Genomic DNA, 24,358 nt, shown 5'->3' with positions numbered 1-24,358 from the left:
GTTTTGTTTTTTAAAGAGTTTTTGGGAATGAGGGAGAATGAGGTTTGATTTTTAGTCATATAACAACGACACCGGGTGAAGTAACCAGTATCACTCAAGTGCGCGACTACATCAGTAGCCCACTTGCGTTATACAGTCTACTCGATAAGCCTAATTCACTGCTGTTAGAGTCTGCTGAAATTGATTCTAAAGACAGTGTAAAAAGTCTAATTTTGGTTGACTCAGCGCTACGTATTGTTTGCCAAGGCAAACAGGTCACACTCACTGCACAGTCAAATAACGGCAAACAATTACTGCCTTATTTACAAACTCATGTGCAAAACTGCTCTGCTGAGCTTGTAGAAGACACATTAACGTTAACCTACAACGAGGTAGCAAGCGACATTGATGAAGCCAGTAAATTAGTAGCAGATAACGCTTTTAGTGCGCTACGTAGCTGTATTAATAGTATTAAAAGCACCACAGACAACCCATTTTCTGTGTTCTTAGGCGGTGTATTTGCCTACGATATGGTTGCTAATTTCGAAACTCTTTCTGATGTGCCTGACGGCGAAAACAGCTGCCCAGATTATGTTTTCTACCTAGCCGAAACGTTAGTTGTCATCGACCATCAAGCAAAAACAACCGAGCTAATTGGCAATGTATTTAACGGCCCTGAAGTTCATGCTAATTGCTTTGAGGTTGGTCAACAGTTAGAGCGTTTAAATGCCGTATGTGACAATGCACAAAGCTACCAAGGGCAAAAGCAAACCGGCTCAAACCCAATTTCTGTTGATGTTAGCGACGAGCAATACTGCGAACATGTCATCAAGTTAAAAAACAACATCGTTGATGGCGATATTTTCCAAGTTGTTCCATCACGTACTTTTTCTCTCGCCTGCCCTGACTCACTTCATGCTTACAGCCAACTAAAACAACAAAACCCAAGCCCATATATGTTTTACATGCGCGATGAAGAATTTGTGTTATTCGGCGCATCACCCGAGTCAGCCCTCAAATATTGCGCAGAGAGTAAACAAGTTGAGGTATACCCAATTGCTGGTACTCGCCCTCGCGGCAAGTTTGCTAACGGGCAAATTAATCCAGACCTAGACAGCCGCATTGAGCTTGAACTTCGCAACGACCAAAAGGAACGTGCCGAGCACCTGATGTTAGTTGATTTAGCGCGAAATGATGTAGCCCGTATTAGCGTACCAGGCACTCGTCACGCTAAAGAGTTATTAAAAGTAGACCGCTACTCACAAGTGATGCATTTAGTTTCACGCGTGGTGGGTACTTTAAAACCTGAACTCGATGCGCTACATGCTTACCAAGCTTGTATGAACATGGGCACCTTAGTGGGTGCACCTAAAGTACGCGCGGCTGAGTTAGTTCGTCAAACCGAACAAAAACGCCGCGGCAGCTATGGCGGTGCTGTGGGTTATTTAACGGGCGATGGCGCCATGGATAGCTGTATTGTTATTCGCTCTGCCTTTGTTAAAAATGGCACGGCCTACGTACAAGCAGGTGCAGGTGTGGTGTTTGATTCAGACCCACAATCAGAAGCCAATGAAACCCGCGCTAAAGCACAAGCTGTGATCACTGCGATTCAATCGACTTACGAGGCACAATAATGACGACAACATCAGCCTATAAAATCTACTTTTTAGATAACTTTGATTCATTTAGTTATAACTTAGTCGATGAACTTTCTATGTTAGGGTGCCAGTTAGTGGTATACCGTAATAACATCAGTGCACAAAGCATCTTTGACAAAATGTGCCAAGAGACCGTACCTGTGTTACTAGTACTTTCACCCGGCCCTGGCGCACCATCTGATGCGGGTTGTTTAATGGAACTCATTGAACTGTGTAAAGGCCGCTTCCCTATGCTGGGTATCTGTTTAGGGCAGCAAGCACTAACACAAAGCTACGGTGGGGTTATTGGTCATGCAGGCGAAACTGTGCATGGCAAGTCATCAATTATTGCGTTGACTGAGCACCCAGTATTCGCGGGTATGGGCGATAAAATGCCAGTTGCTCGTTATCATTCATTAATGGCAACCAAAGTCCCTGATGACGTTGAAGTAATTGCTTGTTATGAAAATATTCCAATGGCAATTTACCATCAACAAGATAATGCCCTTGGCTATCAGTTTCATCCTGAGTCAATTTTAACGCCAAATGGCGCATTGCTATTACAACAAAGCATTGAATTTTTAACAGCACGCGTGCAGTAGAGGAATAACATGGAAGCAACAACTCAAACCCAGTTAAACCAATTATTAGCAAAGCAAGATTTATCATTTTCGCAAGCAACTGAATTGTTTGACGCCATCATGAATGGCAAGCTTAATGATATTGAATTAACTGCTGCACTTATCGCCCTAAAACTAAAAGGCGAAACAAGTGATGAAATCGCCGGTGCTGCAGCATCAATGCGTGCCAATGCAGTGCCATTTCAAACCAACAAAACCTTGCTTGCTGATAGCTGTGGTACCGGTGGCGATGGCTCAAACACAATTAATATTAGTACCACGGCTGCTATTGTTGCCGCCGCTGCGGGCATCAATATGGTCAAACATGGTAATCGCAGTGTGTCGAGTAATTCGGGCTCTGCGGATTTACTTAAAGCCTTGGGTATCAATATAGATATGAGCCCTGAGCAAGCGGCCCATTGTTTAGAAAATACCGGCTTTACATTTTTATTTGCGCCGCATTATCACAGTGGTGTACGCCATGCGATGGGTGTGCGTACGGCCCTTAAAAGCCGCACAATTTTTAATATTTTAGGGCCACTGGCCAACCCTGCTGCCCCTGAGGTGCAATTGCTTGGTGTTTATGACCCTTCGCTGTGCTTACCCATGGCCGAAACCTTAAAAACCCTTGGCACAATACGCGCTTTGGTGGTTCACGGTGCAGGCACTGACGAAATTGCCTTACACGGGACAACCAAAGTGGTTGAACTTAATAACGGTAAACTGAGCGAATACACGCTAACAGCGAGCGATTTTGGTCTTGCAAACTATTCACTTGAACAACTAGCAGGCCAAGGCCCAGAATATAACGCAAAAGCAAGCTTAGCGATTTTACAAGGTCAAGGTGAAATGGCGCATAACGCAGCCATTATAGCCAACGTTGCCGCCCTTCTTTATTTAACCGATAAAGCAAGCGATTTAAAAGCAGCCGCAGATCAAGTAAGCGAATTATTAGCATCAGGCAAAGCGATGGACACATTGAACGCAATTATTGAGGTAAGTCATGGCTAACGTGTTAGACAAAATTGTTGCCGACAAACGTATTGAATTAGAACAAAGAAAAGCACAGCGCCCGCTTGAGTCATTCATTAGCGAGGTTGTGCCAACCAAGCGAGACTTTGAAGCGGCATTAGCAGCAACCGGTACGCAGTTTATTTTAGAATGTAAAAAGGCCTCACCGTCAAAAGGGCTTATTCGCGAACCATTCAATTTAGAGGAAATTACATCGGTTTATAAAAAGTACGCAACCTGTATGAGCGTACTAACGGATGAAAAATATTTCCAAGGCAGCTATCAGTACCTTGAATACGTGCGCAGCCAAGTGGAACAGCCGCTTATTTGTAAAGATTTCTTTATTGATGAGTACCAAGTTTATTTAGCACGCTTATCTGGTGGTGATGCCATTTTATTAATGCTCTCAGTTCTTGATGACGAGCAATATTTAGCGCTTCACAAGGTGGCTGATTCTTTAAATATGTCGGTACTCACTGAAGTCAGTAATGAGCAAGAAGTTAGTCGTGCACTTGCACTTAATGCCAGCCTAATTGGTATTAATAACCGCGACCTTCGTGATTTAAGTACTGATCTTGCAACAACTGAGCGTTTACGTCAGCTTATCCCAAATGACAAAGTAGTGATTTCAGAATCGGGCATTTATACCCATAAAGATGTAAAACGTCTTGCACCATTATGCGATGGCTTTTTAATTGGCAGCTCACTGATGGCTGAACGCGACTTAGAAGCCGCGTGTCGTAAAGTGATTTTAGGTGAGAACAAAGTGTGCGGTTTAACCCGTTCACAAGATGCGATGGCAGCCTACGCCAGTGGTGCTGTGTATGGTGGCTTAATTTTTTATCCTAAGTCACCGCGCTATGTCGATATAGACTGTGCCAAGCAAGTTACGCAAAGTGCCCCACTCGCGTATGTAGGTGTGTTTGTCAATGCACCTCTAGAACAAGTGGTCGATTATGCACAAAGCTTAAAATTAGCGGCCGTGCAATTACATGGCGATGAGAATAGCGAGTATATTCAAAGCCTCAGAAAGCAATTACCGATTGGCTGTGAAATTTGGAAAGCCCAAGCCGTTAAAGGTGAATTACCTAAACCGCTTGAAGGGGTTGATCGCCATTTATACGATACTTACAGCAAAAGCCAAAAAGGCGGCACAGGCGAAGCATTTGATTGGTCAGTGCTAGAGACGGCAACCGTGCCGTTTATGTTAGCCGGGGGTTTAAACCCAGAAAATATCCATGCAGCGCTTTATCGCGGTGCTAACGGCCTTGACCTAAATTCTGGCGTTGAAGCGTCAGCGGGTAAAAAGTGCCAAACAAAATTACAAAATGCGTTTTCGCATATCAGAAATTATTGAGGTTAGAATGCAAAATCCAGCTTATTTCGGTGAATTCGGTGGTATGTTTGTACCACAGCTGCTTGTGCCAGCACTCAAGCAACTAGAAGCAGAGTTTAATAAATCACAAAACGATCCTGCTTTTCAGGCTGAGTTTGAAAAACTATTAAATGAATACGCAGGTCGCCCTACACCATTAACACTGACACGTAACTTAGTTAAAAACCCTAAGGTAAAACTGTATTTAAAGCGTGAAGATTTACTGCACGGTGGTGCGCACAAAACCAATCAAGTACTTGGTCAAGCACTCCTTACCAAACGCATGGGTAAAAAAGAAGTGATTGCAGAAACAGGTGCCGGCCAACACGGTGTTGCAACGGCCCTTGCCTGTGCCCTACTTGGCTTAAAATGCCGTATTTACATGGGTGCAAAAGACGTTGAACGTCAGCAACCAAACGTATTTCGTATGAAACTAATGGGCGCAGAGGTTATTCCTGTCACAGCGGGCTCTGGCACCTTAAAAGATGCCGTAAATGAAGCCCTGCGTGACTGGTCAGCAAATTACAAAGATGCTCACTATTTACTAGGCACTGCAGCAGGCCCTCACCCATTCCCTACAATGGTACGCGAGTTCCAAAAAATGATTGGTGAAGAAGCAAAACAACAAGTGCTTAAAGCAGAAGGTCGCTTACCAGATGCTGTGCTTGCTTGTGTAGGTGGTGGTTCTAACGCCATTGGAATGTTTACAGACTTTATTGATGAGCCAAGCGTTAAACTAATTGGTGTAGAGCCTGCTGGTAAAGGCTTAGATACCCACCAGCATGGTGCAACCTTATGTAAAGGCACCAAAGGCATTTTACACGGTACCTATACCTACATTATGCAAGATGATGATGGCCAAATTGAAGAGTCTTACTCTGTATCAGCAGGTCTTGATTACCCTGCTGTTGGCCCACAGCATGCTCACTTGCATGAAACTGGCCGTGCTGAGTACGTAGGTATTACCGATACTGAAGCGCTTGAAGCATTCCAACTACTGGCTAAGAACGAAGGGATCATTCCTGCACTTGAATCAAGCCATGCCCTAGCATATGCCCTTAAATATGCCGAGCAACAAACCGAAGACACCATTTTAGTGGTTAACCTAAGCGGCCGAGGCGATAAAGATTTGGCTCACGTACACAGTGTTTTATCAGAAGAAGGCGCACTATGAGCCAGACTAACCGTTACGGACAGCTGTTCGCCACATTAAATGAAACAAACCAAGGTGCTTTTGTACCCTTCGTTACGATTGGCGATCCTAATAAAGCACTGAGTGTAGAAATCATCAAAAGCTTAATTGATGGCGGCGCTGATGCCCTTGAGCTAGGTATTCCATTTTCTGATCCGATTGCTGATGGCCCAGTGATCCAAGCTGCTAACATTCGTGCACTTGATGAAAACATTAATACCCAAGATTGCTTTGATATCATCAAACAAGTGCGCCAGTACAATGCCGATATTCCAATTGGCCTGTTATTGTATTCAAACTTAGTGTTTAAACGTGGCATTGAGAAGTTTTATCAAGATGCTAAAGAAGCCGGTGTCGATTCAATTTTAGTGGCTGACGTGCCGCTACATGAATCAAAGCTATTTCGCCAAACAGCAATGAAAAATGGCATTGACCCAATTTTTATTGCTACACCGAATGCTGATGATGACACTTTACGAGAGTGTGCGTCATATGGCCGTGGTTACACATACCTTCTTTCACGCGCAGGTGTGACAGGTACAGAAACCAAGGCACAAATGCCAGCAGATTCATTAGTTAAAAAACTAAAAGATTACCATGCTGCACCGGCATTACTTGGTTTTGGTGTATCAACACCAGAAGATGTTAAATCAGCACTTGAGTCAGGAGCCGCTGGTGCGATTTCAGGCTCTGCGGTTGTTAAAATCATCGAGGCAAACCTTGATGATCAAGCAGCAATGCTAACTGGTTTAAAAGAGTTTGTAGCCAGTATGAAAGCAGCTACAAAGTAAGTTTGTTTTATTACTTCAAAAAGGGCCATAAAGGCCCTTTTTTGTTCTTAACGATTCATGGTTAATGATGGCGGTGCACACCCTCTTTAATCTCTTCTATGAATTTTCGATTAAAGGCCTCTAAGTCGGCTGGGCTTCGGCTTGTAACTATGCCCTTATCAACACACACCTCTTGATCAACCCAATTAGCTCCTGCATTGATCAAATCTGTTTTGATACTTGGGTATGAGGTTACTTTGCGCTCCCGTAGTTTGTTAATTTCGGCTAATAGCCATGGACCGTGGCAAATCGCGGCGATAGGTTTGTTTTTACCGGCACTGAAAAAACCATCAACAAAGGCTTTTGCTTCGCTATCTTGACGTAACGTATCTGGGTTGAATAAGCCACCAGGCAGAAGTAACGCGTCATACTCTGCAGAGTCTGCTTCGCTGACTACACGGTCAACACTGACTCGCTCACCCCATTGGTTTTCATCCCATGCTGTGATATCGCCACGCTCAAGTGACACAACTTCGACAAGTGCACCAGCTTCTAATAATGCGCTTCGTGGTGACAATAGCTCGCTTTGTTCAAAACCATTGGTTGCAAGAATGGCAATCTTTTTACCATTCAGTTGGCTGTTTAAATTTGACATGTTATCTCCTTATTTAGGTAAACCTAAACGATTAACAGCAGACAACATGCCAAACTTAATATGTTGAAAATATTGAATAAATTTTCAGGTGTTCTATTTATGCTCTGTAAATACTACAACAGCTTTGCAAATCCTGCTTATAAACCGTCTTTGAGTGCTTTAGCAGGTTTAAAAACTGGCTTGTTAGCGCCTTCTATTTCAATTTCTTCACCGGTTTGTGGGTTGCGCCCTTTGCGTGCTGGGTAATAACTCAGAGCAAACGTACCAAAGCCATTAATTTGCACTTGGTCGCCCTCAGAAAGAGACTTTTCGATAGCATTTAACATGCTGGTTAAGGCAGCTTGTGTGTCTTTTTTTGTTAACTCACTGTGGGCAGCCATTTGCGATACTAACGCGGCTTTATTCATAAAAAGTGCTCCAAAATACGCCGCTTAATCATCTGAGGTTAAGCGGAAAAAGATAAGGTAAAACAACCTAAACGCAGGTTTAGGCCAGATTGGCTCGGGAGGCTAAGCTTTCAGGGCTGTTAAGTCAACCTTGTATCTTGCGTGATAACTTGATACAACCCAGTATCTTTTTAAATTAGAGCATTTATAAATTTATGCATGCGATTATTGAATACATCCCGCTGATTTTATTTTTTGCGGTTTTCAAGTTAGTTGATATTTATTGGGCAACAGCCTTGCTGATGCTAACCACCTTAATTCAAGTTGCTTACTGTTATTTTAAAGATGGTAAAGTGCCAACCCGTCACTGGGTGTTTTTTGCTATAGCGGTGGTGTTAGGTACCCTCACCTTAGTGTTCCACGATGAGCAGTTTGTGAAATGGAAAGCCACCATTGTGTATGCCATTTTCAGTGTTACTTTGTTAGTAAGCCGCTATGTACTTGGCAAAAACTTAGTGAAGAAAGCACTTAGCTCGATTTTAGAAAATGCCTCTGAGAGTAAACAAGAAATCAACGTACCTGAAGCGCTCTGGAACAAACTTAACCTATTTTGGGTTGCGGTGACTGCAGGTATCTCGGCGCTGAATATCTACATTGCCTATAACTTCTCGCTCGATTTTTGGGTTAACTTTAAAGTGTTTGGCTTAATGGGCATTACCTTTGTTTGCGTGTTAGCAACGATCATCACCCTATTCAAATACTTACCTGAAGATGACGAAGAGAAAGATCCAAAGCAATCTTAATGTCATAAATCTGTCGTCTTAGCTTGTTAGCGTAAACAAAAAACACGCTGAGACGACATTGAACGCTAACCAATACCGCTGGCTTGAATTTACCCTCATATTTGTTTCTTTGCCGCTATTAGGCTTCTTTCTTCGTGCCTACCTCGCTAACTGGCTTATTCCTGCCCTTATTATTTTAATGGCCGTGTGCGGCATGTTGCTTTTATCTGATCCCCATTTTAAACGCTTTCGTTTAACTAGCCTTGGGCAATTTAGTGCGGTAAAACGTCGCTTATTTAGTTTCTTCTTTTTAGGGGCGTTATTCTCCGGAATGTTTTACGGCATTATGAACCAAGAAAACTGGTTTTCACTGCCACGAAACTCATTTAACGATTGGCTAATGTTGTTATTGCTCTACCCCATTTTATCGGTGATGCCGCAAGAACTTATTTTTAGAACCTATTTTTTCCATCGTTATAAACGCATTATGCCAAGTAAAACAGTTCGTATTATTGTCAGCGCATCAGTGTTTGCGTTGGCGCATATTGTCTATGCGAATATATTGGCCGTGCTTCTAGCATTTTTAGGTGGGCTGTTGTTTTCTTACACCTATGCGCAAAGCCGCTCAACCTTCGTGTGTGTGATTGAACATAGCTTATGGGGACTTTGGATGTTTACCCTTGGCTTGGGTGATGTGCTTGATGCCGGGGCCTTTTAAAATAATAAAGGTAGGCATAAAAAAGCCGCGCAAAGTGCGCGGCTAAGTATTGAACTGGTTTTTAAAATCCGAAAATACTAAATGCAAAAAACTTAGTGGCCACCGTATTTACAAAAATTAGTAATAAAATGGCAGGGATAAACGTTGATAGCGAGAAGTTCACATACTTCTCTGTAAAGCTACCAACATAGCCTTCACAGCCTTGGCTTAGCTCTGCCGATAAGTTTGCTTTTTTCCAACGATACATAACGAATAAACACACCATTAAACCATTAAGCGGTAAAATTGTGTCGTAAAACACATCATAAACGATATCAAATAAGCTCTTATCTGCACCGCCATAGCTAACAAACTTTGTAAGCGAGTCAACCATACCAAATGACATGGTACACAGCACAGTCAATACACCTGTAGATAAGGTTAAGATAGCCAGTGCTTTTTTACGGCTGATACCTTTGCGGTCACTTAATGTTGCAGTTGGCACCTCTACAATTGATACAAGTGACGTAATTGCAGCAAAAAAGACAAGTAAGAAGAATACAAACGCAACAATTGATGCACCCACGTAGCCAATATCAGCTTGTAACGCTAATAAAATTTTTGGTAGGTAGACAAAAATCATCGATACTGACGAGTCAGATAAAGTACTTGGGTCAGTATCTGGGTTAAAACTGAAAATAGCTGGAAGCACCATTAGACCAGCAATAAATGCCACCATCGAATCAGTAACTGCAACCATTTTTGCACTACCAACAATATCGTCTTTCTTAGAGATATACGATGCATAGGTCATTAAGATACCCATACCTAGTGACAACGAGAAAAACGCTTGAGCTAATGCACCATTTAATACGCTGGCATCCATTTTTGAAAAGTCAGGCACAACATAGTACTTAACACCGGCCATTGCGTTATCAAGAGTTAGTACGTATACAACCAATGCGGTGAGTAGTACAAATAAAGCTGGCATCATAAACTTAGCCGCTTTTTCAATACCTTCTTTAACACCGCCCACTAAAATCAAGTTAACGATGATGGCAACCACGGCCATGTAACCAAACACGGTGTAGCTATTGATAAAAGTGCCAAAGTTATCTGGCTGGGCCAAGGCATCTAGATTACCAAATGCGGTTTGCGATAAATAACCGAAAATCCATACCGTGATCACCATATAAAAAACAGCAATCATAAATGGCGTTAATACGGCTAAAAAGCCAGCAAAGTTCCATTTAGGATCATTGCCTGCTAAAAATTTGTATGAACCAAGTGGATCTTTTTGCGCTTTACGACCCATGGCCATTTCAGCCATCATCACTGGCAAACAGATAAAAATGACAAACAATGCATAGACTAAAAGGAAAGCACCACCGCCGTTTTTTGTAGCTGAAACCGGAAAACCCACTAAGTTTCCGATACCTACAGCAGAACCGGCTGCCGCTAAAATAAAACCGAGGCGGGAGCTAAAATGCTCGCGTTTTTCGCTCATTTAAAAACCTTATTATTATTTTCTCAACCCAGCGACTCTACCAGTGTTTCACCGCGTATTTCAAGCTTTATAAGTTAAAGTTATATGGGTTTGTGTAAAGATTATTACGCGAATAATCTCTCGTCTATTGCTAAGAATATGCTACTATTTTTTAAAAATAACATTGAGAACACACCATGCTGTATATGATTTATTCAACTGATGTTGAAAATAGTTTAGAAGCTCGCAAATCTGCACGCCCTGCTCACTTAGCACGCCTTCAAGAATTAGACGATCAAAACCGTTTATTTACGGCAGGCCCATTGCCAGCCATTGATAGTGAAGATCCGGCTGACGCTGGTTTTACTGGTTCATTAGTGGTAGCAGAATTTGACTCATTAGAAGCTGCACGCGAATGGGCTGCAAACGATCCGTATATTGCGGCGGGTGTTTACGACAACTCAGTCGTAAAACCATTTAAAAAAGTATTTGGTTAACCTCTGAACTTAACTGAATCAATAATTCAGTGTTTGTTCACGGCTTATTAACTAAGATTTGGCTATTGAATTACAGAATTTAACGTAATTACTTGAATTTTAGTTAATTGGTTAATTAAACTAAATGGGTCTGGTTTAGGAGTTCCCCGTCATGCGCATATTATTAGCCTTCAGTTTTAGTCTTTTATTTGCATTATCAAGCTTTCATGCTGATGCCAATAAGAAACAAGCCCAAGAGGTGACTAAAAAGCAGGCTGTGACGATCGCCAAAAAATCTGAAGACGGCCGAACCCTAAAAATCACAGAGCAAGATAAAGTATTTACCGTAAGAATTTTAAAAACGAACGGCCACGTGGTTGATGTCCATGTGAACAAAAAGACTGGCGAAGTGAAAAGGATTAAGAATGCGAATTTTAGTTATTGAAGATGATTTACACTTAGCAGATAACCTTCGTAATGCCCTAGAAAAAGAGCGTTACAGCGTTGACCTTTGTCACGATGGTGAAGCTGGTTTATTCCATATTACCGAATACCCGCTAGATATGGCGGTAGTCGATTTAGGCTTACCTAAAGTAGATGGTATTGAATTAATTACCAAAGCACGTGCACAAGGTATTACTATTCCTATTTTGATTTTAACGGCACGTGACCGTTGGCAAGATAAAGTAGAAGGCTTAGATGCTGGTGCAGATGACTACCTAACTAAACCTTTCCACGTTGAAGAGCTAATTGCCCGCTGTAATGCACTTATCCGCCGCAGCGCAGGTAAAGCAAACCCAGAAATGACAGCTGGCCCTATTAAAATTCATACTCGCTCACAGCAAGTATGGGTAAACGATAAAGAACTTAGCTTAACAGCATACGAATACAAAGTTTTAGAATACCTAATGGTTAATCCACAAAAGGTAATTTCTAAATCTGAATTAACAGAGCACATTTACGACCAAGACTTCGACCTTGATTCAAACGTAATTGAAGTTTTCGTATTGCGTTTACGTAAGAAGCTTGACCCTGATGGTACCCTAAACCCAGTTGAAACATTACGCGGCCGTGGTTATAGGCTAAAAAGTCAGTGGTAGCATCGCAAATACCGCTTAAAGTAAGGCAAGGATTTATCCTTGTCTTTGTTTTATTAGTCGCCCTACCAATTCTGTTTTTCTCAATTGGTAAGGCTTACTACGCCTCTTTGGTCGAAGCGACCGAAAAAACCCTTGAAGCTCACTTATATTCATTAATCTCTGAAGTCGATTTCACTGAACGCGGCATCGTTATGCCAAGTACTATCTTAACGCCAGAGCTAAACAGATTAAACTCAGACACCTATGCGATGGTTTATCGCGGTGACTTGCCGGTTTGGTACTCCGAATCGGCGACCAATATCAACTTTATTCCTGATAACTTTGAAGCCCCTGCAGGCTCTGCTGATTTTCGCCGTGTTGAATACAACAATACCGTGTACTGGCAGTTAACGCTTACCGTTATTTTAGAAAACATTGACCAATCAGAGCATGCACGTTTTATTCTATTAAAGCGTAATGATGCCCTACTGAGGCTGATGGATGGCTTTAAGCAAACACTCGTAAATTGGATGTATGTCATGGGTGTGGCCATTGCTGCGCTAATGGCAATCGGTTTTGTTTGGAGTGCAAGGCCACTGCAACGACTCGACAAAGAAATAAAAGCCATTGAGTCGGGTGATAACCAACAAATTAAAGGTCTTTACCCGGTTGAACTACAAACCATTAAAGCCGATTTAAACTTATTGCTTGAATCGCAGCAGCGCCAAAAAGAACGTTATCGCGCGTCATTAAGCGACCTTGCTCATGCATTAAAAACACCTTTGGCAGTGCTTAAATCTAGCCCATTGGCCAATGATGCGGATGCACAAGAGCAGCTAGACCGTATTAATGTGATGATCGAACACCAGTTAAAGCGCGCTGCAACAGGTGCGTCTGACACCTGGAAGAAACAAACTCATATCAAGCCTGTTATTGATTCAATCTTAAGCGCGATGAGCAAGGTTTATCGCGACAAAGATATTATTTTTACCTCAGAGGTCAGCGAAAAAGACTATTTCTTAGGTGATAAAACAGATTTGATGGAACTACTTGGTAATTTAATCGATAATGCCTGTAAAGCTTGCCGTTCACAGGTCGATATAAAGGTTAAGCAGAACAAAAAGTTAACGCTCAGTATAAGTGATGATGGCCCAGGTGTACCTGAGCACAAGCGTGAATCATTACTAACTCGCGGTACCAGACTCGATACCTACGAAAGCGGCCATGGTGTCGGCATGGCTATCGTGTCGGATTTAGTCAACTCGTATAATGGCACATTAACCATTAAAGACGCAGAGAAACTAGCCGGTGCTGAGTTTATATTAGAGTTTAATTACCATGATAAAAAATAAAACATCAATACTCGTAAAAGGCAGCTTTTTAGCTTTAATTGCAAGTGCATCGCATGCTCAAGCAGAGCAAACGTGTGAGCTTGCGAGCAACAATACCGATGACACAAAACGCTATATTCAATGTCTAGATCAAGTTATCGCCGATATTCAGCGTGACCAAAAGATGTGGATTAATAAGCTCACTATGGATCTTGAGAAAATTAAAGAAGATACTGGTAACAGCCAATTGCTACCAATTTTTAATCGCAGCATCAAGAACCAAGAGCGTTATTTAGAAGACAGCTGTCGTTGGCGTTATTTACAAAAAATGCCAAATGGTACGAAAGCCGCTATTGCTTACAAGCAATGTGAAATTGAGATCCTAAAAAACCATGTGCAGGTTTTACAGCGACCTCTAAAGTGATAACTGTTAAACATATCGAAAAGTAAAAAAGGCGCTTAAGCGCCTTTTTTAATCTTCAAGTTTTAGCTCTTCGCCATTGCCAAGCAAGGTAGCAAGCCATCGCCCTTCTTGACTAGTCTCTAAGGCTATTTTAACTATCATGGTCAATGGAACTGATAACAGCATACCCACGGTCCCCATCAGCCAGCCCCAGAAAATCAAGGATAAAAACACCACTAGCGTCGATAAACCCAGCCCTTTACCCATAAAACGCGGCTCGACGATATTACCCATCACCGTGTTTATAACTAAATAGCCACCAGCAATAAACCCTGCAACCAGTGGGCCTTGAGTGATCAAAGCGAGTAACACTGGAGGCACAGCGGCAATGATAGAGCCTATATTAGGAATGTAGTTAAGCATAAAGGCCACTACAGCCCAAAGTATAAAATAATCAACATCAAGAGCCCAAAGCATAAAGCCTGCAAGCATACCTGTGCCTAAGCTAACCAGCGTTTTAATAGCCAGATAAGAATTAATTGAATCTAAGAATCGGTCAACCTGCTGCATTTTCATTTCAGGATCGTCCAGTGCTAAATGCACTTTTTTACTCAGCATAGGTCCTTCAAACAACATGAACACCACGGTTAGGATAATCAAAAACAAATTCGCCATCACGCCACCAAGGCCTGTGAGCATGTTGGTTGCAACATCAATCATTTTGCCCGGATCGAATAAAGAGATGATCTGCTCTTTATCAATCAGAATGTTATAACTCGCTGCAACATTAACCACCCAGACAAACTCTTCTTTTAGTTGTGCTTTGTACTCAGGCAGCTTTTCAGAAAAATCGGTCATCGATTGCCCAACCAACCCGGCAAGGCTTATCCCTACACCAACAATCATCAACATAACAAACACAACGGCAATCCCTTTAGGGATACCGTATTTAGCAAAGAAACGAATTAAGGGATTACAAATAATGGCAATAAAGGCTGCCAACACAAATGGGATAACAATCACACTTGCAGCTTTAATACCCGCTAAAACAACGACTAAAGCAGCAAATATCACTAAACTTTTATTTACACCAGTCAGGCTCGACAAAATAAAATCCTTGTTAGTTTTTTTATCAGTGTAAGTGAAATACGCCGCAAAAGAAATCACAAAGCAGCTGGCACAATTAATGCTCATTATACGTGCATAATTTGAACAATTTATGATACATATAAGTAAGCGTGCTTTAAAAGGAGCTTTATATGGCACATTTATCCGAACAAGAACTCTCTTTTTTCAACCGTTTATTCGAGGCTGAACGGACTGATAGCGATCCAACCGATACAAAAATGTCTGTTAGGCTTAATTTGCCTGATAAATTAAATGGTTTACTTACCAATGCCAAACTGACACTACTGGCTGAAGTAGGGATTTATCAGTTGTGGTTTCCGCTTGAATTTAGCAAGGACGAGAATGGCCAACTGATCCCTGTACTTAGCGCACCTGAAGTAATAGATACCAAAGGTATCGAACGCAGCTGGCGTACGCCAGATCTTGAAATACACACAGAACAATTTCAAATATTGTCTTTATCAAGTACGGGCGTGTTACTCAAGCCAAAGCGTCAATCACCGGATCTTAATAAAGAGATACTGTTGGCATTTAATTTACCTTCTGAAGATCACATTATTCTTAGTGTGAAGCCAATACGAACGACCAGCAAAGGAATTGCCGGAAAAATAATGCAAGTGTGTCAGGGTGAAGATGCACTGCGTAAATACTTATTTGAGACCCATAAGCATCATCATGCAAAGCTGTACGAGCAAGGTAACTTTACTACTGAGCTTATCTAGTTGCAGCAGCTTAACAGCTTAGATAAGCTTGGCGTTTTGTAGCAAGTCACAACAAGGTATTTTATGAGTTACCCTATTGGAACCCCAGGTAAACCGTGGAACGACGCAGATAAGAAAGCATGGTTTGAATTACAGTCAGTAAAGCGTAGCTATTTAGATGATGTTGTATCGCAACTAGACTCTTTATCAAGCGATTTCAATATTGAGCAATATGGCGCATTAAGTTACGACAGCGACAAATACCCACTTTACATTTTAAAGAGCAAGCAATGGCAAGCTGATAAACCTGTTGTGCTGGTTACCGGTGGTGTTCACGGTTATGAAACAAGTGGTGTGCATGGTGCTTTAGCGTTTGCTAAGAGAAGTGCCAAAGACTACTTTGCTGACTTTAATATTTTAGTGGCTCCGTGTATCAGCCCATGGGGTTATGAAACGATTAACCGCTGGAATCCAAATGCCACGGATCCAAACCGCTCTTTCTATGCAGATAGTCCAGCTGAAGAGTCTGCAGCAATCATGCAGTATTTAGCCGACAACGCCATTACACCTTATGTGCATATTGACTTACATGAAACTACAGACACTGATAATAGTGAGTTTCGCCCTGCGCTAGCAGCACGTGATGCAACGACCCACGATAACTGGAACATCCCGGATGGCTTTTATCTTGTCGCTGATAGTGAGCGCCCGCATGAAGCATTTCAAACAGCGATTATAAAATCAGTTGAGAAAGTAACCCACATCGCACCAAGTGATGAGAATAACCAGTTGATTGGTGTGCCACAAACTCAATTTGGTGTGATTAATTACCAAGCGAAAAAACTGGGGTTATGTATGGGCTTAACCGATGCAGAATATGTTACAACAACAGAGGTTTACCCTGATAGCCCACAGGCCAATGACGCAATTTGTATTGATGCACAAGTAGCCTCAATTACCGGTGCATTGAACTATATTGTTAACGAATAGTTAGTTATATTTTAAATCTGAGGTGAATGATTTATTCGCCTCAAACCTAAATAGCTAGATAAAATCTACATATATACAAATTTAATGAAAAAGTTATGTTTTTTGAAATTTGTATACTAAATAACTAGACACATACATAGAATTGTATAAAATTCGCGCTCTTTTTAATTCAAAAGGGAAGCAAATTGGAATTTAAGAATCACTATGGCAGTGTCAGTATCATCACCGATGGTCCAATTATTATTGGACAATTTTCTGGTAATATTAACGCACGTTTAGTCAATGACTTTGCAGTCGATTTAAAAAAGCATATTTCTGCTTTAGCTGGAAAGCCGTGGGCGTATATTAGTCATTCTACCCAATTACTTGCTACCACCCCTGATGCAGAACGTGGTTTTACCCAATTATTTCGTGCCCTGCAAGGCACTAACTGTATAGCCACCGCTTATATGTTTAGCTCGTCTATTGTGCTTAATCAGATGAAACGCATTATTGCGCAAGCGCAATCACCGATTCAAATAATGGACTGTTTATTTGATGATTTAGACAGCGCTAAGGCTTATGTGCTTAAGCAGCTCGAATTTGCAGAAATGGCTTGTTAAAAACAAGCCATTTTCGTTTCTAGAGCCGTGATTGAGGTTAATCTCGGTAAAACTTAGTCTCTTTAGTTATTGCGATATCAGCATCTTCTAATGCTTGAATGTGAAAACTGATAGGCGTTACTTTTGATTTCAGCTCGTAGCCATCTGCAACCACAGTGACAGGAACACGCTTCATCTGACCAGCCTCAACAGTTATCGTTTCAGGCACTTGTAAGCTTGCTTCTTCAATACCACTGATGCCGATTGAATAGCTCAAGCTATGCTGTGTTTTGTTGATAATTGATAAGGTATATGGGTTTTCTACTAAGCCTTCAAAATTTACACGGTACAGGGCATTACGGTCACGAATGACAGAAGCCTCAATAGGTGTACGCATTGCCATCCACACAACCATGCCCACGACAAACAGCGCTGTTAAACCACCATAGCCAAGCAGTTTTAACCTAAATGGATTGGTCGTTTTGCCTTCCATTTGTTTTTCAGAGGCGTACTTGATAAGGCCTTTTTGATAGTTGAATTTTTCCATAGTGCTATCGCACGCATCAATACATAAGCCACAGTTTATGCATTCATACTGCAAGCCATTACGAATATCGATACCGGCTGGGCATACTTCAACACATAGGTTACAGTCTACGCAGTCACCTAAGCCTAACTCTTTAGGATCGGCTTTACGTTTACGCGCACCACGAGACTCCCCTCGCGCTTGATCGTAGGTAACAACTAACGTGTCTTTATCAAACATCACTGATTGAAAACGTGAATAAGGGCATGCGACAGTACACATTTTTTCACGTAAGAATCCCGCATTGCCATAGGTACAAAATGCAAACAGGAATACCCAAAAACTGACGATCCCAGACATTTCTAGAGTAAATAAGCTCATGTATAAAGACTTAGCGGGGATGAAATAAGCCATAAATGACATAGATGTAAGCAAAGAGATCAGCAGCCAAGCTGCATGCTTAGTGATTTTCTTCTGCCATTTACTCACTGACCAATCTGCTTTATCAAGTTTAATACGTTGGTTACGGTTACCTTCTACTTTGTGTTCAACCCAAGTAAACATCAGCATCCAAATTGTTTGTGGGCAAGTGTAACCACACCAAACACGCCCTAACCAATTAGTGACGAAAAACAAAGCAAACGCTCCTGTCATAAATAACATAGCTAAGATCATAAAATCTTGCGGTAACAGCGTTAAGCCAAATAAAGTAAATTTTTGGCTGGCTACGTCGAGTAATACAGCTTGACGGCCATCATAGGGGATCCACGGAATGGCGATGAACGTCAGCATTAGCACCCAGCCTAAGTAACGGCGGATACGTTGGAAATATCCCTTTTGCTCACGAATATAAATTGGCCCTTCTTGGTTGTAGGGCTTGATGATTAAGTCTTGCTCTTTAATATCAAATTTCATTTTGCTACTTACTTTTGTGTCGGTAATAGCCTGATAGAGCAACAATCAGGCCAACACAAATTAAAACTAAGTTATTGATATTAAATGATTAAATTTATATCTGAACGTTCAAAAGCACGATATATCGCGAATACTCGCGATATATCACGAATCAACGCTTTATCGCTAGCTTTTTCATCTTTGATCTAAGGGTACTTTCTGGCAGGCCCAGCAAGGTTGCAGCACCATTTTCACCTGATATTTGCCCGTTACAGCGTTTTAGCACCTCACAAATATGCTGCTTTTGTACAGCATCAAGAGAAACCACCTGCTCATTTGATTGCTCGTTACTCAAAGGTGCTGAAAGCTGCAGTACAGTTTGCTTAGACAAAATAGCTTCACGCTCAAGGATATTTTGTAGCTCACGAATATTGCCTGGCCAATCATAATTCGCCAGTTTGGTGAGTGTTGCTTTGCTTAGCCCTTTTAACTGTTTACCTAAGCGCTTATTCAGCTGCGTAATAATATTTGCTGCAAGTAGTGGAATATCTTCCTTGCGCTCACGAAGCGCAGGCACACGAATAGGAAACACATTTAAGCGATAATACAAGTCCATTCGAAAACTGCCCTGCTCAACCATTTGCCACAAGTTACGGTTTGTTGCAGCTAACACTCGGATATCGACTTTTAAAGTTTGACTGCCCCCGACGCGCTCAAACTCTTGCTCTTGTAGTACCCGCAGTAATTTACTTTGCGCCTCTAATGGCAGCTCTGCCACTTCATCTAAAAATAAAGTGCCTTTATCAGCCAGTTCAAAACGCCCTTTTCTGCGTTCATTAGCGCCAGTAAACGCCCCTTTTTCATGACCAAATAACTCAGACTCAATTAAGTTGGCGGAAAACGCCGCGCAGTTTACTTTTATGAAAGGTTGCTCAGCACGATTGCTTAAGCGGTGAAGGTTTCGTGCCACTAGCTCTTTACCCGTGCCGTTTTCACCTAAAATCAAAACCGTACTATTGGTTTGGCTTACCAAGGTAATTTGCTCGAGCATACTTTGAAATGAATGACTTTGCCCAACTAAGCCAGAGTCTTGCCAATCTTCATTTAACTCTGAAATAAGGTAAGCATTTTCAGCTTGTAGCTGCTCAGATAAGTGCTGAACTTGTGCTAAGGCATCACGCAACGCCACTTCTGTTTGCTGTTGTTTGGATACATCGCGAAAAATCGCGACTGCCCCAATCAAGGCACCATTTTTATAAACTGGCGTTGAAGTATACTCAACAGCAAAATAGCTTCCATCTTTACGCCAGAATACTTCATCGTTTACATGACGGTGCTTGCCATCGAACATAGTGCAATATATTTGGCATTCATCAGCAGGATATGGTGAGCCATCTTTACGAGTATGGTGATGATATTGGTGTATTTTTTTACCAAGGAGTTCGTCTGCTTTCCAGCCTGTCATGCGCTCCGCAGCAGGGTTTACAAAAACTGCATTACCCGATAAATCGAAGCCATAAATACCTTCACCTACGGCATTTAGCAGTAATGTGGGGTCGTTTAAAAATTCCTTGATCATAGCCATCACTCAATTCGCGAAATATCACGAGAAATTATGACAAGGTTGAACATGCTTAACAAGCAATTACAAAAAAAGCGGCTAGAAGCCGCTTTAAAATATCAAATAGTTTTACAGTGTGGGCACTAAAATAATTTCACCCTGAGATACTTTCATATCTAATGGTAGTTTGCTCAACAATGCGACTTTAGGGTCGTTCATATTTAGCTTATAGACAGGGTTAACCGCTAAAAAGCCGTTAATCACTTGCATTGCTTGGTCATCTAATAAGTTTAAACTGCCCTTGAAACCCGCGGTGTCGATTGTTGTATCAACCAGTTTTACATTACGTAAAAAGACCGCTTTTTTCTCGCTGTCATAAAATGGGCTACCTTCAATTTGTAGCTTTAAACGAACTGGATACTTAAGCGCAAATGCTTTGATGACAGCACTAGAATCGGCTCCTAAAACCACCACATCACGCTTATCTGGGCCAACATTGACACTCAGGTCGTTTACCGCAAAATCAACTGGTAAGCCCATCAGCTTAATCTGTTCACTTAGTTTTGGTAATTGATTAGCAAGGGCTGCTTCAATTTCAGAATTGGTAAACGAGTAAACAGACATCCCTTGATCTGTACTTTTACATGCCCCTAAAAATAAACAGGTAAGTAGTAATAAAATTCTCATTGTTTTCCTCAAAAACACACGGAAAAAAACCGCTTAAAAAAGCGGTTTTATTCGTTAAATTGCAAATATTGCTTTAAGCCTTGCTAGTGTGTCAGCTGAAACTGAACCCTCACTGACTGCAAGTAGTTGCTTTAAGTAATAATAAACATCTGCGTGCTCACCACGGTGTTTATCATCTAACATCGCAACTTGCTCTGTCATACGTAACTGACTATCAGCCGATTCAACGCCCGCTAGAATTTCGATACGAGTTAACAGCTGCGCAGCGTTTAGATTAGTTATTAATGAAGCTTGGAACTGCGAAGGCAGTTCACTGTGGCTCTCAAGAGCTGCAAATAAAGCCGTTAATTTAGACTGCTCTGCTTGCTTGCTGATCAGCGCTGTTTTTGCGCTAATCGCGGTCTCTAACTGAGTCACGCGTGCCGATAATGCTTTTGAGTACTCAAGCTCTGCAAGCTTCACTGTTAAATCTTTAAGCTGTGCAAGGTGCACCACGGTCTCAAGTGCAGACTCAAGCTCACTTAATTGCTCTGCGGCAACTTCGTCATTTTGTTGCTGAACTTGCTTTTGCTGTTCAAACTCGGCACTGCGCTTAGCAAAGGTGTCGTCATTAACTCGTCTGAATTGCTGCCACAAAGTGTTTTCAGCTTTCATTCCAGCAAAACCAATAGTCTGCCATGTTTGTTGAAGTGCTTTTAGCTTCTGGCACGCAGCAGCTAAATCATCGCTTTGCGATAACTGTGTTGCTTGCTCAACAAGTGCCGCTTTTTGCTCAGCGTTTGCTTTATGAAATGCAGCAAGTTGACCTTGAACTTGTGATTGCGCAGCTTTAAATTGCGCTTGTAGTTCACGGTATGTTTTAGGATCGACGTTACCTGCAGAACGCCACGCTTTTGCGGTACGGTTGAACTTGCTTTCAAACTGCTTCCAATCAAACTCATCAGAAGAGCTATCAAGCTCTGTTAACTGCTGCATTTGCGAGATTATTTCAACGCGCTGTGCTTTAGCTTGTTCACGTTGCTGCTCCTGCTCTGCAAAATACTCACGACACGGCGCAAACAGTAATTCAATTTGTTGATCGAATAACTCGCCTTGTTGCTTTTCTGCATCAGTATCTAAACGCCCTAACTCATTCCAACGACGACGTAACTGTTTAACTTGCTCTGCGCGTTGTTTAGGGTCAGTGCACTCGGTTGCAACAAGTTCATTTACTTCAACAAGTAATGCATCACGCTTTGGCGCTGATGCGTATTTTTGCCAATCTTTTGCTTCTGCTAATTGCGCTTCTAAATCAGCTTTCAAGCTATTTAATGGCTGCTTATAATAGTCTGTAAGTGTTGCGTATAGCTCTTCAAAACCTTTAAACACACCAAAGGCAACATTAAAGCGACCTTGGTCAATTAAGCGTTTTACATCGCGAGCTTTACGCTTCGCTGTTTGCTGATTTTTCTCAAACTTATTCGTCAGCGGTGCCATCGCTTGCTGCCAACTGTTTACTGTTTCAGCTAAATTGGCTTTAAAGCGACCTTGTAAACGACTAGGAATACTTGCCAGCTTTTTGCGCGCTAATTTTTGCTGTTGCTCAAACTGCTGTTTTAGCCCGTCAAACTCGCTTTCGTCTTCGGTTGTCGCAACTGAGTTTAATTGATCCAATGCCTCTTTAAACTCAGCAATAGCACTAACCAGTTGCGGTAACTGTTCGACTTGGTTAAATAAATTTGTTAAGTGCAGTTTTACATCACTAACATGTTTGTTCTCAGATAAGTTTGCCTCTGCTAACGCATCTTTTGCCTCTGCAACTTTTGCCTCTAGCCAATCTTGCTGAATTTGCTCTGGCGTTTCTAAGCCTAATTGCAATGCATTTTCAATTTCTTCGCCAATTGCTTCAAGGCTTGCCAGGGCTAATACCTGACGTTGTTGTTCAGCTAACGCTTGCTGCGCTGCTTCATGCTCTTTACTTAAAAGTGCAATATGAGACTCAAGCTTTTGCGTAATCGCTGAATATTTCTTATCTAACGTGCTTACTTGCTCATCGCTCAGCCATTTTAGTTCGATAGCTTGCCACTGCTGTAATAACTCAGCATGTTGCATCGACACTAACTGAAAGTCATTTTTATCACGAAGCGCATTAAGCTTTGCTAATACCACACGTGTATCAGCTTCTACTTTGGCAGGCATTTCTATCGCTAAGCGTTCATTGTCAAGATGAGTCGCCAGTTGTGTGTGTGCCTCACCTTTTGCATGCTTTAATAATGATTTAGCAAGTTGATGATTAATCACAAGCTCAACAAGTTGCAATTGCAGCTCTTCACGGCCTTCCTTAAAAGCTTTATCAATTAGGCTTGGGTTTGCTAAACGCTTTAATAACTTAACGCGAACTTGAAGTTCTTTTTCTGCAAAGGCGAGTTTCTCAAGAGTTTTGACAGGTGCATAACGCTCAATAAACTCATTTTTGATGTTTGCATCTAGCTGGCTATCGGTATTTAAAACCGCTTGGTTAATATGCTGTTCTGCAACGTCTTTAAGTGCTTGGTCTTGCTTGTATGCTTGCCACCACAAAACAATATCGTTCACTTTGTTTAATGCTTTTTTGCGGATCTCAGCTGAGCTGTCTTCAAGGGCAATGCTATTTAAGATGCTAAGGTCACGCTCTGTATCAAGACGTTCAACTGCAGCTAAACGCACTTGGTTTTTAGGATGCTTCCATTTTGGAGTAAACAGGTGTTTAAAGATCATTTTCACTAAACCTAGCTATTTCATTTTCTGATGCGAATTCTTTTTGCAATTGAGCTTTGCTCTTTTGCACCATTTCACCATTTGCGCCAATGGTAAACTGCTCATTGCTTTGCGAAACTTTAGCTTGATAAAGCATCACGAGTTGAACGGTTTGTTGTTTTTGTTCTTCAGACAAAGGTGTGCCGTCAGGCCACTTACCCGTTGAGGCACCATACTGAAGACGTTCAAATACTTCTGGGGTGATATTTTTAACGATGTGATCAATATTCATGTTACTTTTTCTTTTTTAAAACAACTAAATAGATGCGGCTTACAAGATACCACACAAAACCTACTGCCATTGCCGATGTATAGGCATACCACTCAAGAGACTTTGCTTCGGGGTGCATAAAGTAATAACAGAAAAAGCCCCCTAAAAATAAAATCAGTGCGAGGAAAGACTGATTCATAAACTTTTGTTGTCTACGAATGCGCGTTTCTTTTTGCATTTGCTGCAATTGCTCATTGCTTAGATCGGTGACTTGGCATTCACAATGCGGGCATTGCTTATGTTTGTCAGATATTGATTTTGCACACTGCGGGCAACTAATAATCGCCATATCTTTCTCCATACTACGCATAAAAAAGGCGCCTTTAGGCGCCCTTTATTGTACTTGTTTTATGAGTCGATGTCTT

Annotated in this window: 26 protein-coding genes; 16 read left to right on the top strand and 10 right to left on the bottom strand. The window is 41.6% G+C overall.

The window, feature by feature from the left end; translation table 11 throughout:
- The first annotated feature begins 44 nt into the window (after nt 1-44).
- Genes HUS61_RS00185 through trpA form a run of 6 tightly spaced genes read left to right on the top strand, consistent with a single transcriptional unit; the run spans nt 45 to nt 6,605 of the window.
- Complete coding sequence (locus tag HUS61_RS00185) at nt 45-1,613, top strand: anthranilate synthase component 1 (protein ID WP_055021151.1); 1,569 nt, start codon at nt 45-47, stop codon at nt 1,611-1,613.
- Nucleotides 1,613-2,218, top strand: coding sequence for an aminodeoxychorismate/anthranilate synthase component II (locus HUS61_RS00180; protein WP_175081744.1), 606 nt, complete (start codon nt 1,613-1,615; stop codon nt 2,216-2,218). The genes HUS61_RS00185 and HUS61_RS00180 overlap by 1 nt, the downstream gene beginning before the upstream one ends.
- A gap of 9 nt (nt 2,219-2,227) precedes the next feature.
- On the top strand, nt 2,228-3,247 hold the full coding sequence (gene trpD / locus HUS61_RS00175; RefSeq protein ID WP_175081743.1) for an anthranilate phosphoribosyltransferase: 1,020 nt from the start codon (nt 2,228-2,230) through the stop codon (nt 3,245-3,247).
- The gene (trpCF, locus tag HUS61_RS00170; RefSeq protein ID WP_175081742.1) at nt 3,240-4,604 is read left to right on the top strand and encodes a bifunctional indole-3-glycerol-phosphate synthase TrpC/phosphoribosylanthranilate isomerase TrpF; all 1,365 of its coding nucleotides are present in this window, start codon (nt 3,240-3,242) and stop codon (nt 4,602-4,604) included. Before trpD ends, trpCF begins: the two co-directional genes overlap by 8 nt.
- A 7-nt stretch (nt 4,605-4,611) precedes the next feature.
- The gene (trpB, locus tag HUS61_RS00165) at nt 4,612-5,796 is read left to right on the top strand and encodes a tryptophan synthase subunit beta (protein ID WP_175081741.1); all 1,185 of its coding nucleotides are present in this window, start codon (nt 4,612-4,614) and stop codon (nt 5,794-5,796) included.
- Complete coding sequence (gene trpA, locus HUS61_RS00160; protein WP_055021153.1) at nt 5,793-6,605, top strand: tryptophan synthase subunit alpha; 813 nt, start codon at nt 5,793-5,795, stop codon at nt 6,603-6,605. Before trpB ends, trpA begins: the two co-directional genes overlap by 4 nt.
- A 61-nt stretch (nt 6,606-6,666) precedes the next feature.
- Here trpA and HUS61_RS00155 read toward each other — a convergent pair whose 3' ends face one another.
- Both HUS61_RS00155 and HUS61_RS00150 read right to left on the bottom strand, forming a co-directional pair.
- Nucleotides 6,667-7,239, bottom strand: a complete 573-nt coding sequence (locus tag HUS61_RS00155; protein WP_175081740.1) for a type 1 glutamine amidotransferase domain-containing protein — start codon at nt 7,237-7,239, stop codon at nt 6,667-6,669.
- A 137-nt stretch (nt 7,240-7,376) separates the two neighbouring features.
- Complete coding sequence (locus HUS61_RS00150; RefSeq protein ID WP_054561225.1) at nt 7,377-7,646, bottom strand: HU family DNA-binding protein; 270 nt, start codon at nt 7,644-7,646, stop codon at nt 7,377-7,379.
- Nucleotides 7,647-7,840: 194 nt separating this feature from the next.
- On the opposite strand from HUS61_RS00150, the gene HUS61_RS00145 reads away from it, so the two are divergent.
- A complete protein-coding gene (locus tag HUS61_RS00145; RefSeq protein ID WP_054561224.1) occupies nt 7,841-8,428 on the top strand; it encodes an inner membrane-spanning protein YciB in 588 nt (195 codons plus the stop codon).
- Nucleotides 8,429-8,486: 58 nt separating this feature from the next.
- Nucleotides 8,487-9,125 carry a type II CAAX prenyl endopeptidase Rce1 family protein gene (locus tag HUS61_RS00140; protein ID WP_175081739.1) on the top strand — a complete coding sequence of 213 codons (639 nt, stop codon included), beginning with the start codon at nt 8,487-8,489 and terminating at the stop codon, nt 9,123-9,125.
- Between the two features lie 61 nt (nt 9,126-9,186).
- Here the strand turns inward: HUS61_RS00140 and HUS61_RS00135 are convergent, their stop codons facing one another.
- Nucleotides 9,187-10,611, bottom strand: a complete 1,425-nt coding sequence (locus HUS61_RS00135; RefSeq protein ID WP_175080752.1) for a sodium-dependent transporter — start codon at nt 10,609-10,611, stop codon at nt 9,187-9,189.
- Between the two features lie 176 nt (nt 10,612-10,787).
- On the opposite strand from HUS61_RS00135, the gene HUS61_RS00130 reads away from it, so the two are divergent.
- The 5 genes from HUS61_RS00130 (at nt 10,788) to HUS61_RS00110 (ending at nt 13,900) form a co-directional block, all read left to right on the top strand.
- Entirely contained in the window at nt 10,788-11,087 is a 300-nt protein-coding gene (locus HUS61_RS00130) for a YciI family protein (protein ID WP_063704552.1), read from the top strand.
- 151 nt (nt 11,088-11,238) lie between these two features.
- Complete coding sequence (locus HUS61_RS00125) at nt 11,239-11,511, top strand: PepSY domain-containing protein (RefSeq protein WP_175081738.1); 273 nt, start codon at nt 11,239-11,241, stop codon at nt 11,509-11,511.
- Nucleotides 11,492-12,166 carry a response regulator transcription factor gene (locus HUS61_RS00120; RefSeq protein WP_054552907.1) on the top strand — a complete coding sequence of 225 codons (675 nt, stop codon included), beginning with the start codon at nt 11,492-11,494 and terminating at the stop codon, nt 12,164-12,166. Before HUS61_RS00125 ends, HUS61_RS00120 begins: the two co-directional genes overlap by 20 nt.
- Nucleotides 12,160-13,497, top strand: a complete 1,338-nt coding sequence (locus tag HUS61_RS00115) for an ATP-binding protein (RefSeq protein ID WP_058584761.1) — start codon at nt 12,160-12,162, stop codon at nt 13,495-13,497. The genes HUS61_RS00120 and HUS61_RS00115 overlap by 7 nt, the downstream gene beginning before the upstream one ends.
- Nucleotides 13,484-13,900, top strand: a complete 417-nt coding sequence (locus HUS61_RS00110; RefSeq protein ID WP_062565116.1) for a hypothetical protein — start codon at nt 13,484-13,486, stop codon at nt 13,898-13,900. The genes HUS61_RS00115 and HUS61_RS00110 overlap by 14 nt, the downstream gene beginning before the upstream one ends.
- Nucleotides 13,901-13,948: 48 nt before the next feature.
- Here HUS61_RS00110 and HUS61_RS00105 read toward each other — a convergent pair whose 3' ends face one another.
- The gene (locus HUS61_RS00105; RefSeq protein WP_058584824.1) at nt 13,949-14,986 is read right to left on the bottom strand and encodes an AI-2E family transporter; all 1,038 of its coding nucleotides are present in this window, start codon (nt 14,984-14,986) and stop codon (nt 13,949-13,951) included.
- Nucleotides 14,987-15,138: 152 nt separating this feature from the next.
- Here HUS61_RS00105 and HUS61_RS00100 point away from each other — a divergent pair, with 152 nt between their 5' ends.
- The 3 genes from HUS61_RS00100 to HUS61_RS00090 all read left to right on the top strand — a co-directional run bounded on the left by HUS61_RS00100 (nt 15,139) and on the right by HUS61_RS00090 (nt 17,300).
- Nucleotides 15,139-15,729, top strand: coding sequence for a hypothetical protein (locus HUS61_RS00100; protein ID WP_175081737.1), 591 nt, complete (start codon nt 15,139-15,141; stop codon nt 15,727-15,729).
- A 63-nt stretch (nt 15,730-15,792) separates the two neighbouring features.
- A complete protein-coding gene (locus HUS61_RS00095; protein WP_175081736.1) occupies nt 15,793-16,698 on the top strand; it encodes a M14 family metallocarboxypeptidase in 906 nt (301 codons plus the stop codon).
- A gap of 185 nt (nt 16,699-16,883) precedes the next feature.
- The gene (locus HUS61_RS00090) at nt 16,884-17,300 is read left to right on the top strand and encodes a hypothetical protein (protein WP_175080755.1); all 417 of its coding nucleotides are present in this window, start codon (nt 16,884-16,886) and stop codon (nt 17,298-17,300) included.
- 37 nt (nt 17,301-17,337) lie between these two features.
- Here the strand turns inward: HUS61_RS00090 and ccoG are convergent, their stop codons facing one another.
- The 6 genes from ccoG to HUS61_RS00060 all read right to left on the bottom strand — a co-directional run bounded on the left by ccoG (nt 17,338) and on the right by HUS61_RS00060 (nt 24,282).
- Nucleotides 17,338-18,720, bottom strand: a complete 1,383-nt coding sequence (gene ccoG, locus HUS61_RS00085; RefSeq protein ID WP_175081735.1) for a cytochrome c oxidase accessory protein CcoG — start codon at nt 18,718-18,720, stop codon at nt 17,338-17,340.
- Between the two features lie 151 nt (nt 18,721-18,871).
- The gene (locus tag HUS61_RS00080; RefSeq protein WP_054553081.1) at nt 18,872-20,278 is read right to left on the bottom strand and encodes a sigma-54-dependent Fis family transcriptional regulator; all 1,407 of its coding nucleotides are present in this window, start codon (nt 20,276-20,278) and stop codon (nt 18,872-18,874) included.
- A gap of 111 nt (nt 20,279-20,389) precedes the next feature.
- Nucleotides 20,390-20,947, bottom strand: coding sequence for a DUF1439 domain-containing protein (locus tag HUS61_RS00075; protein WP_054561215.1), 558 nt, complete (start codon nt 20,945-20,947; stop codon nt 20,390-20,392).
- Between the two features lie 54 nt (nt 20,948-21,001).
- Nucleotides 21,002-23,683, bottom strand: a complete 2,682-nt coding sequence (locus HUS61_RS00070) for a DUF349 domain-containing protein (protein WP_175081734.1) — start codon at nt 23,681-23,683, stop codon at nt 21,002-21,004.
- Nucleotides 23,673-23,954, bottom strand: coding sequence for a YeaC family protein (locus HUS61_RS00065; RefSeq protein ID WP_054561213.1), 282 nt, complete (start codon nt 23,952-23,954; stop codon nt 23,673-23,675). The genes HUS61_RS00070 and HUS61_RS00065 overlap by 11 nt, the downstream gene beginning before the upstream one ends.
- A gap of 1 nt (nt 23,955) precedes the next feature.
- Nucleotides 23,956-24,282 (bottom strand): hypothetical protein, encoded by a 327-nt coding sequence (locus HUS61_RS00060; RefSeq protein WP_054553080.1) that lies wholly within the window; start codon nt 24,280-24,282, stop codon nt 23,956-23,958.
- Nucleotides 24,283-24,358 lie beyond the last annotated feature (76 nt).

It is taken from the genome of Pseudoalteromonas sp. 0802, assembly GCF_013350085.1.
GTDB lineage: Bacteria > Pseudomonadota > Gammaproteobacteria > Enterobacterales > Alteromonadaceae > Pseudoalteromonas.
Note: the sequence above shows the minus strand (reverse complement) of the source record. Positions and strands in the feature narration are given on the sequence as shown.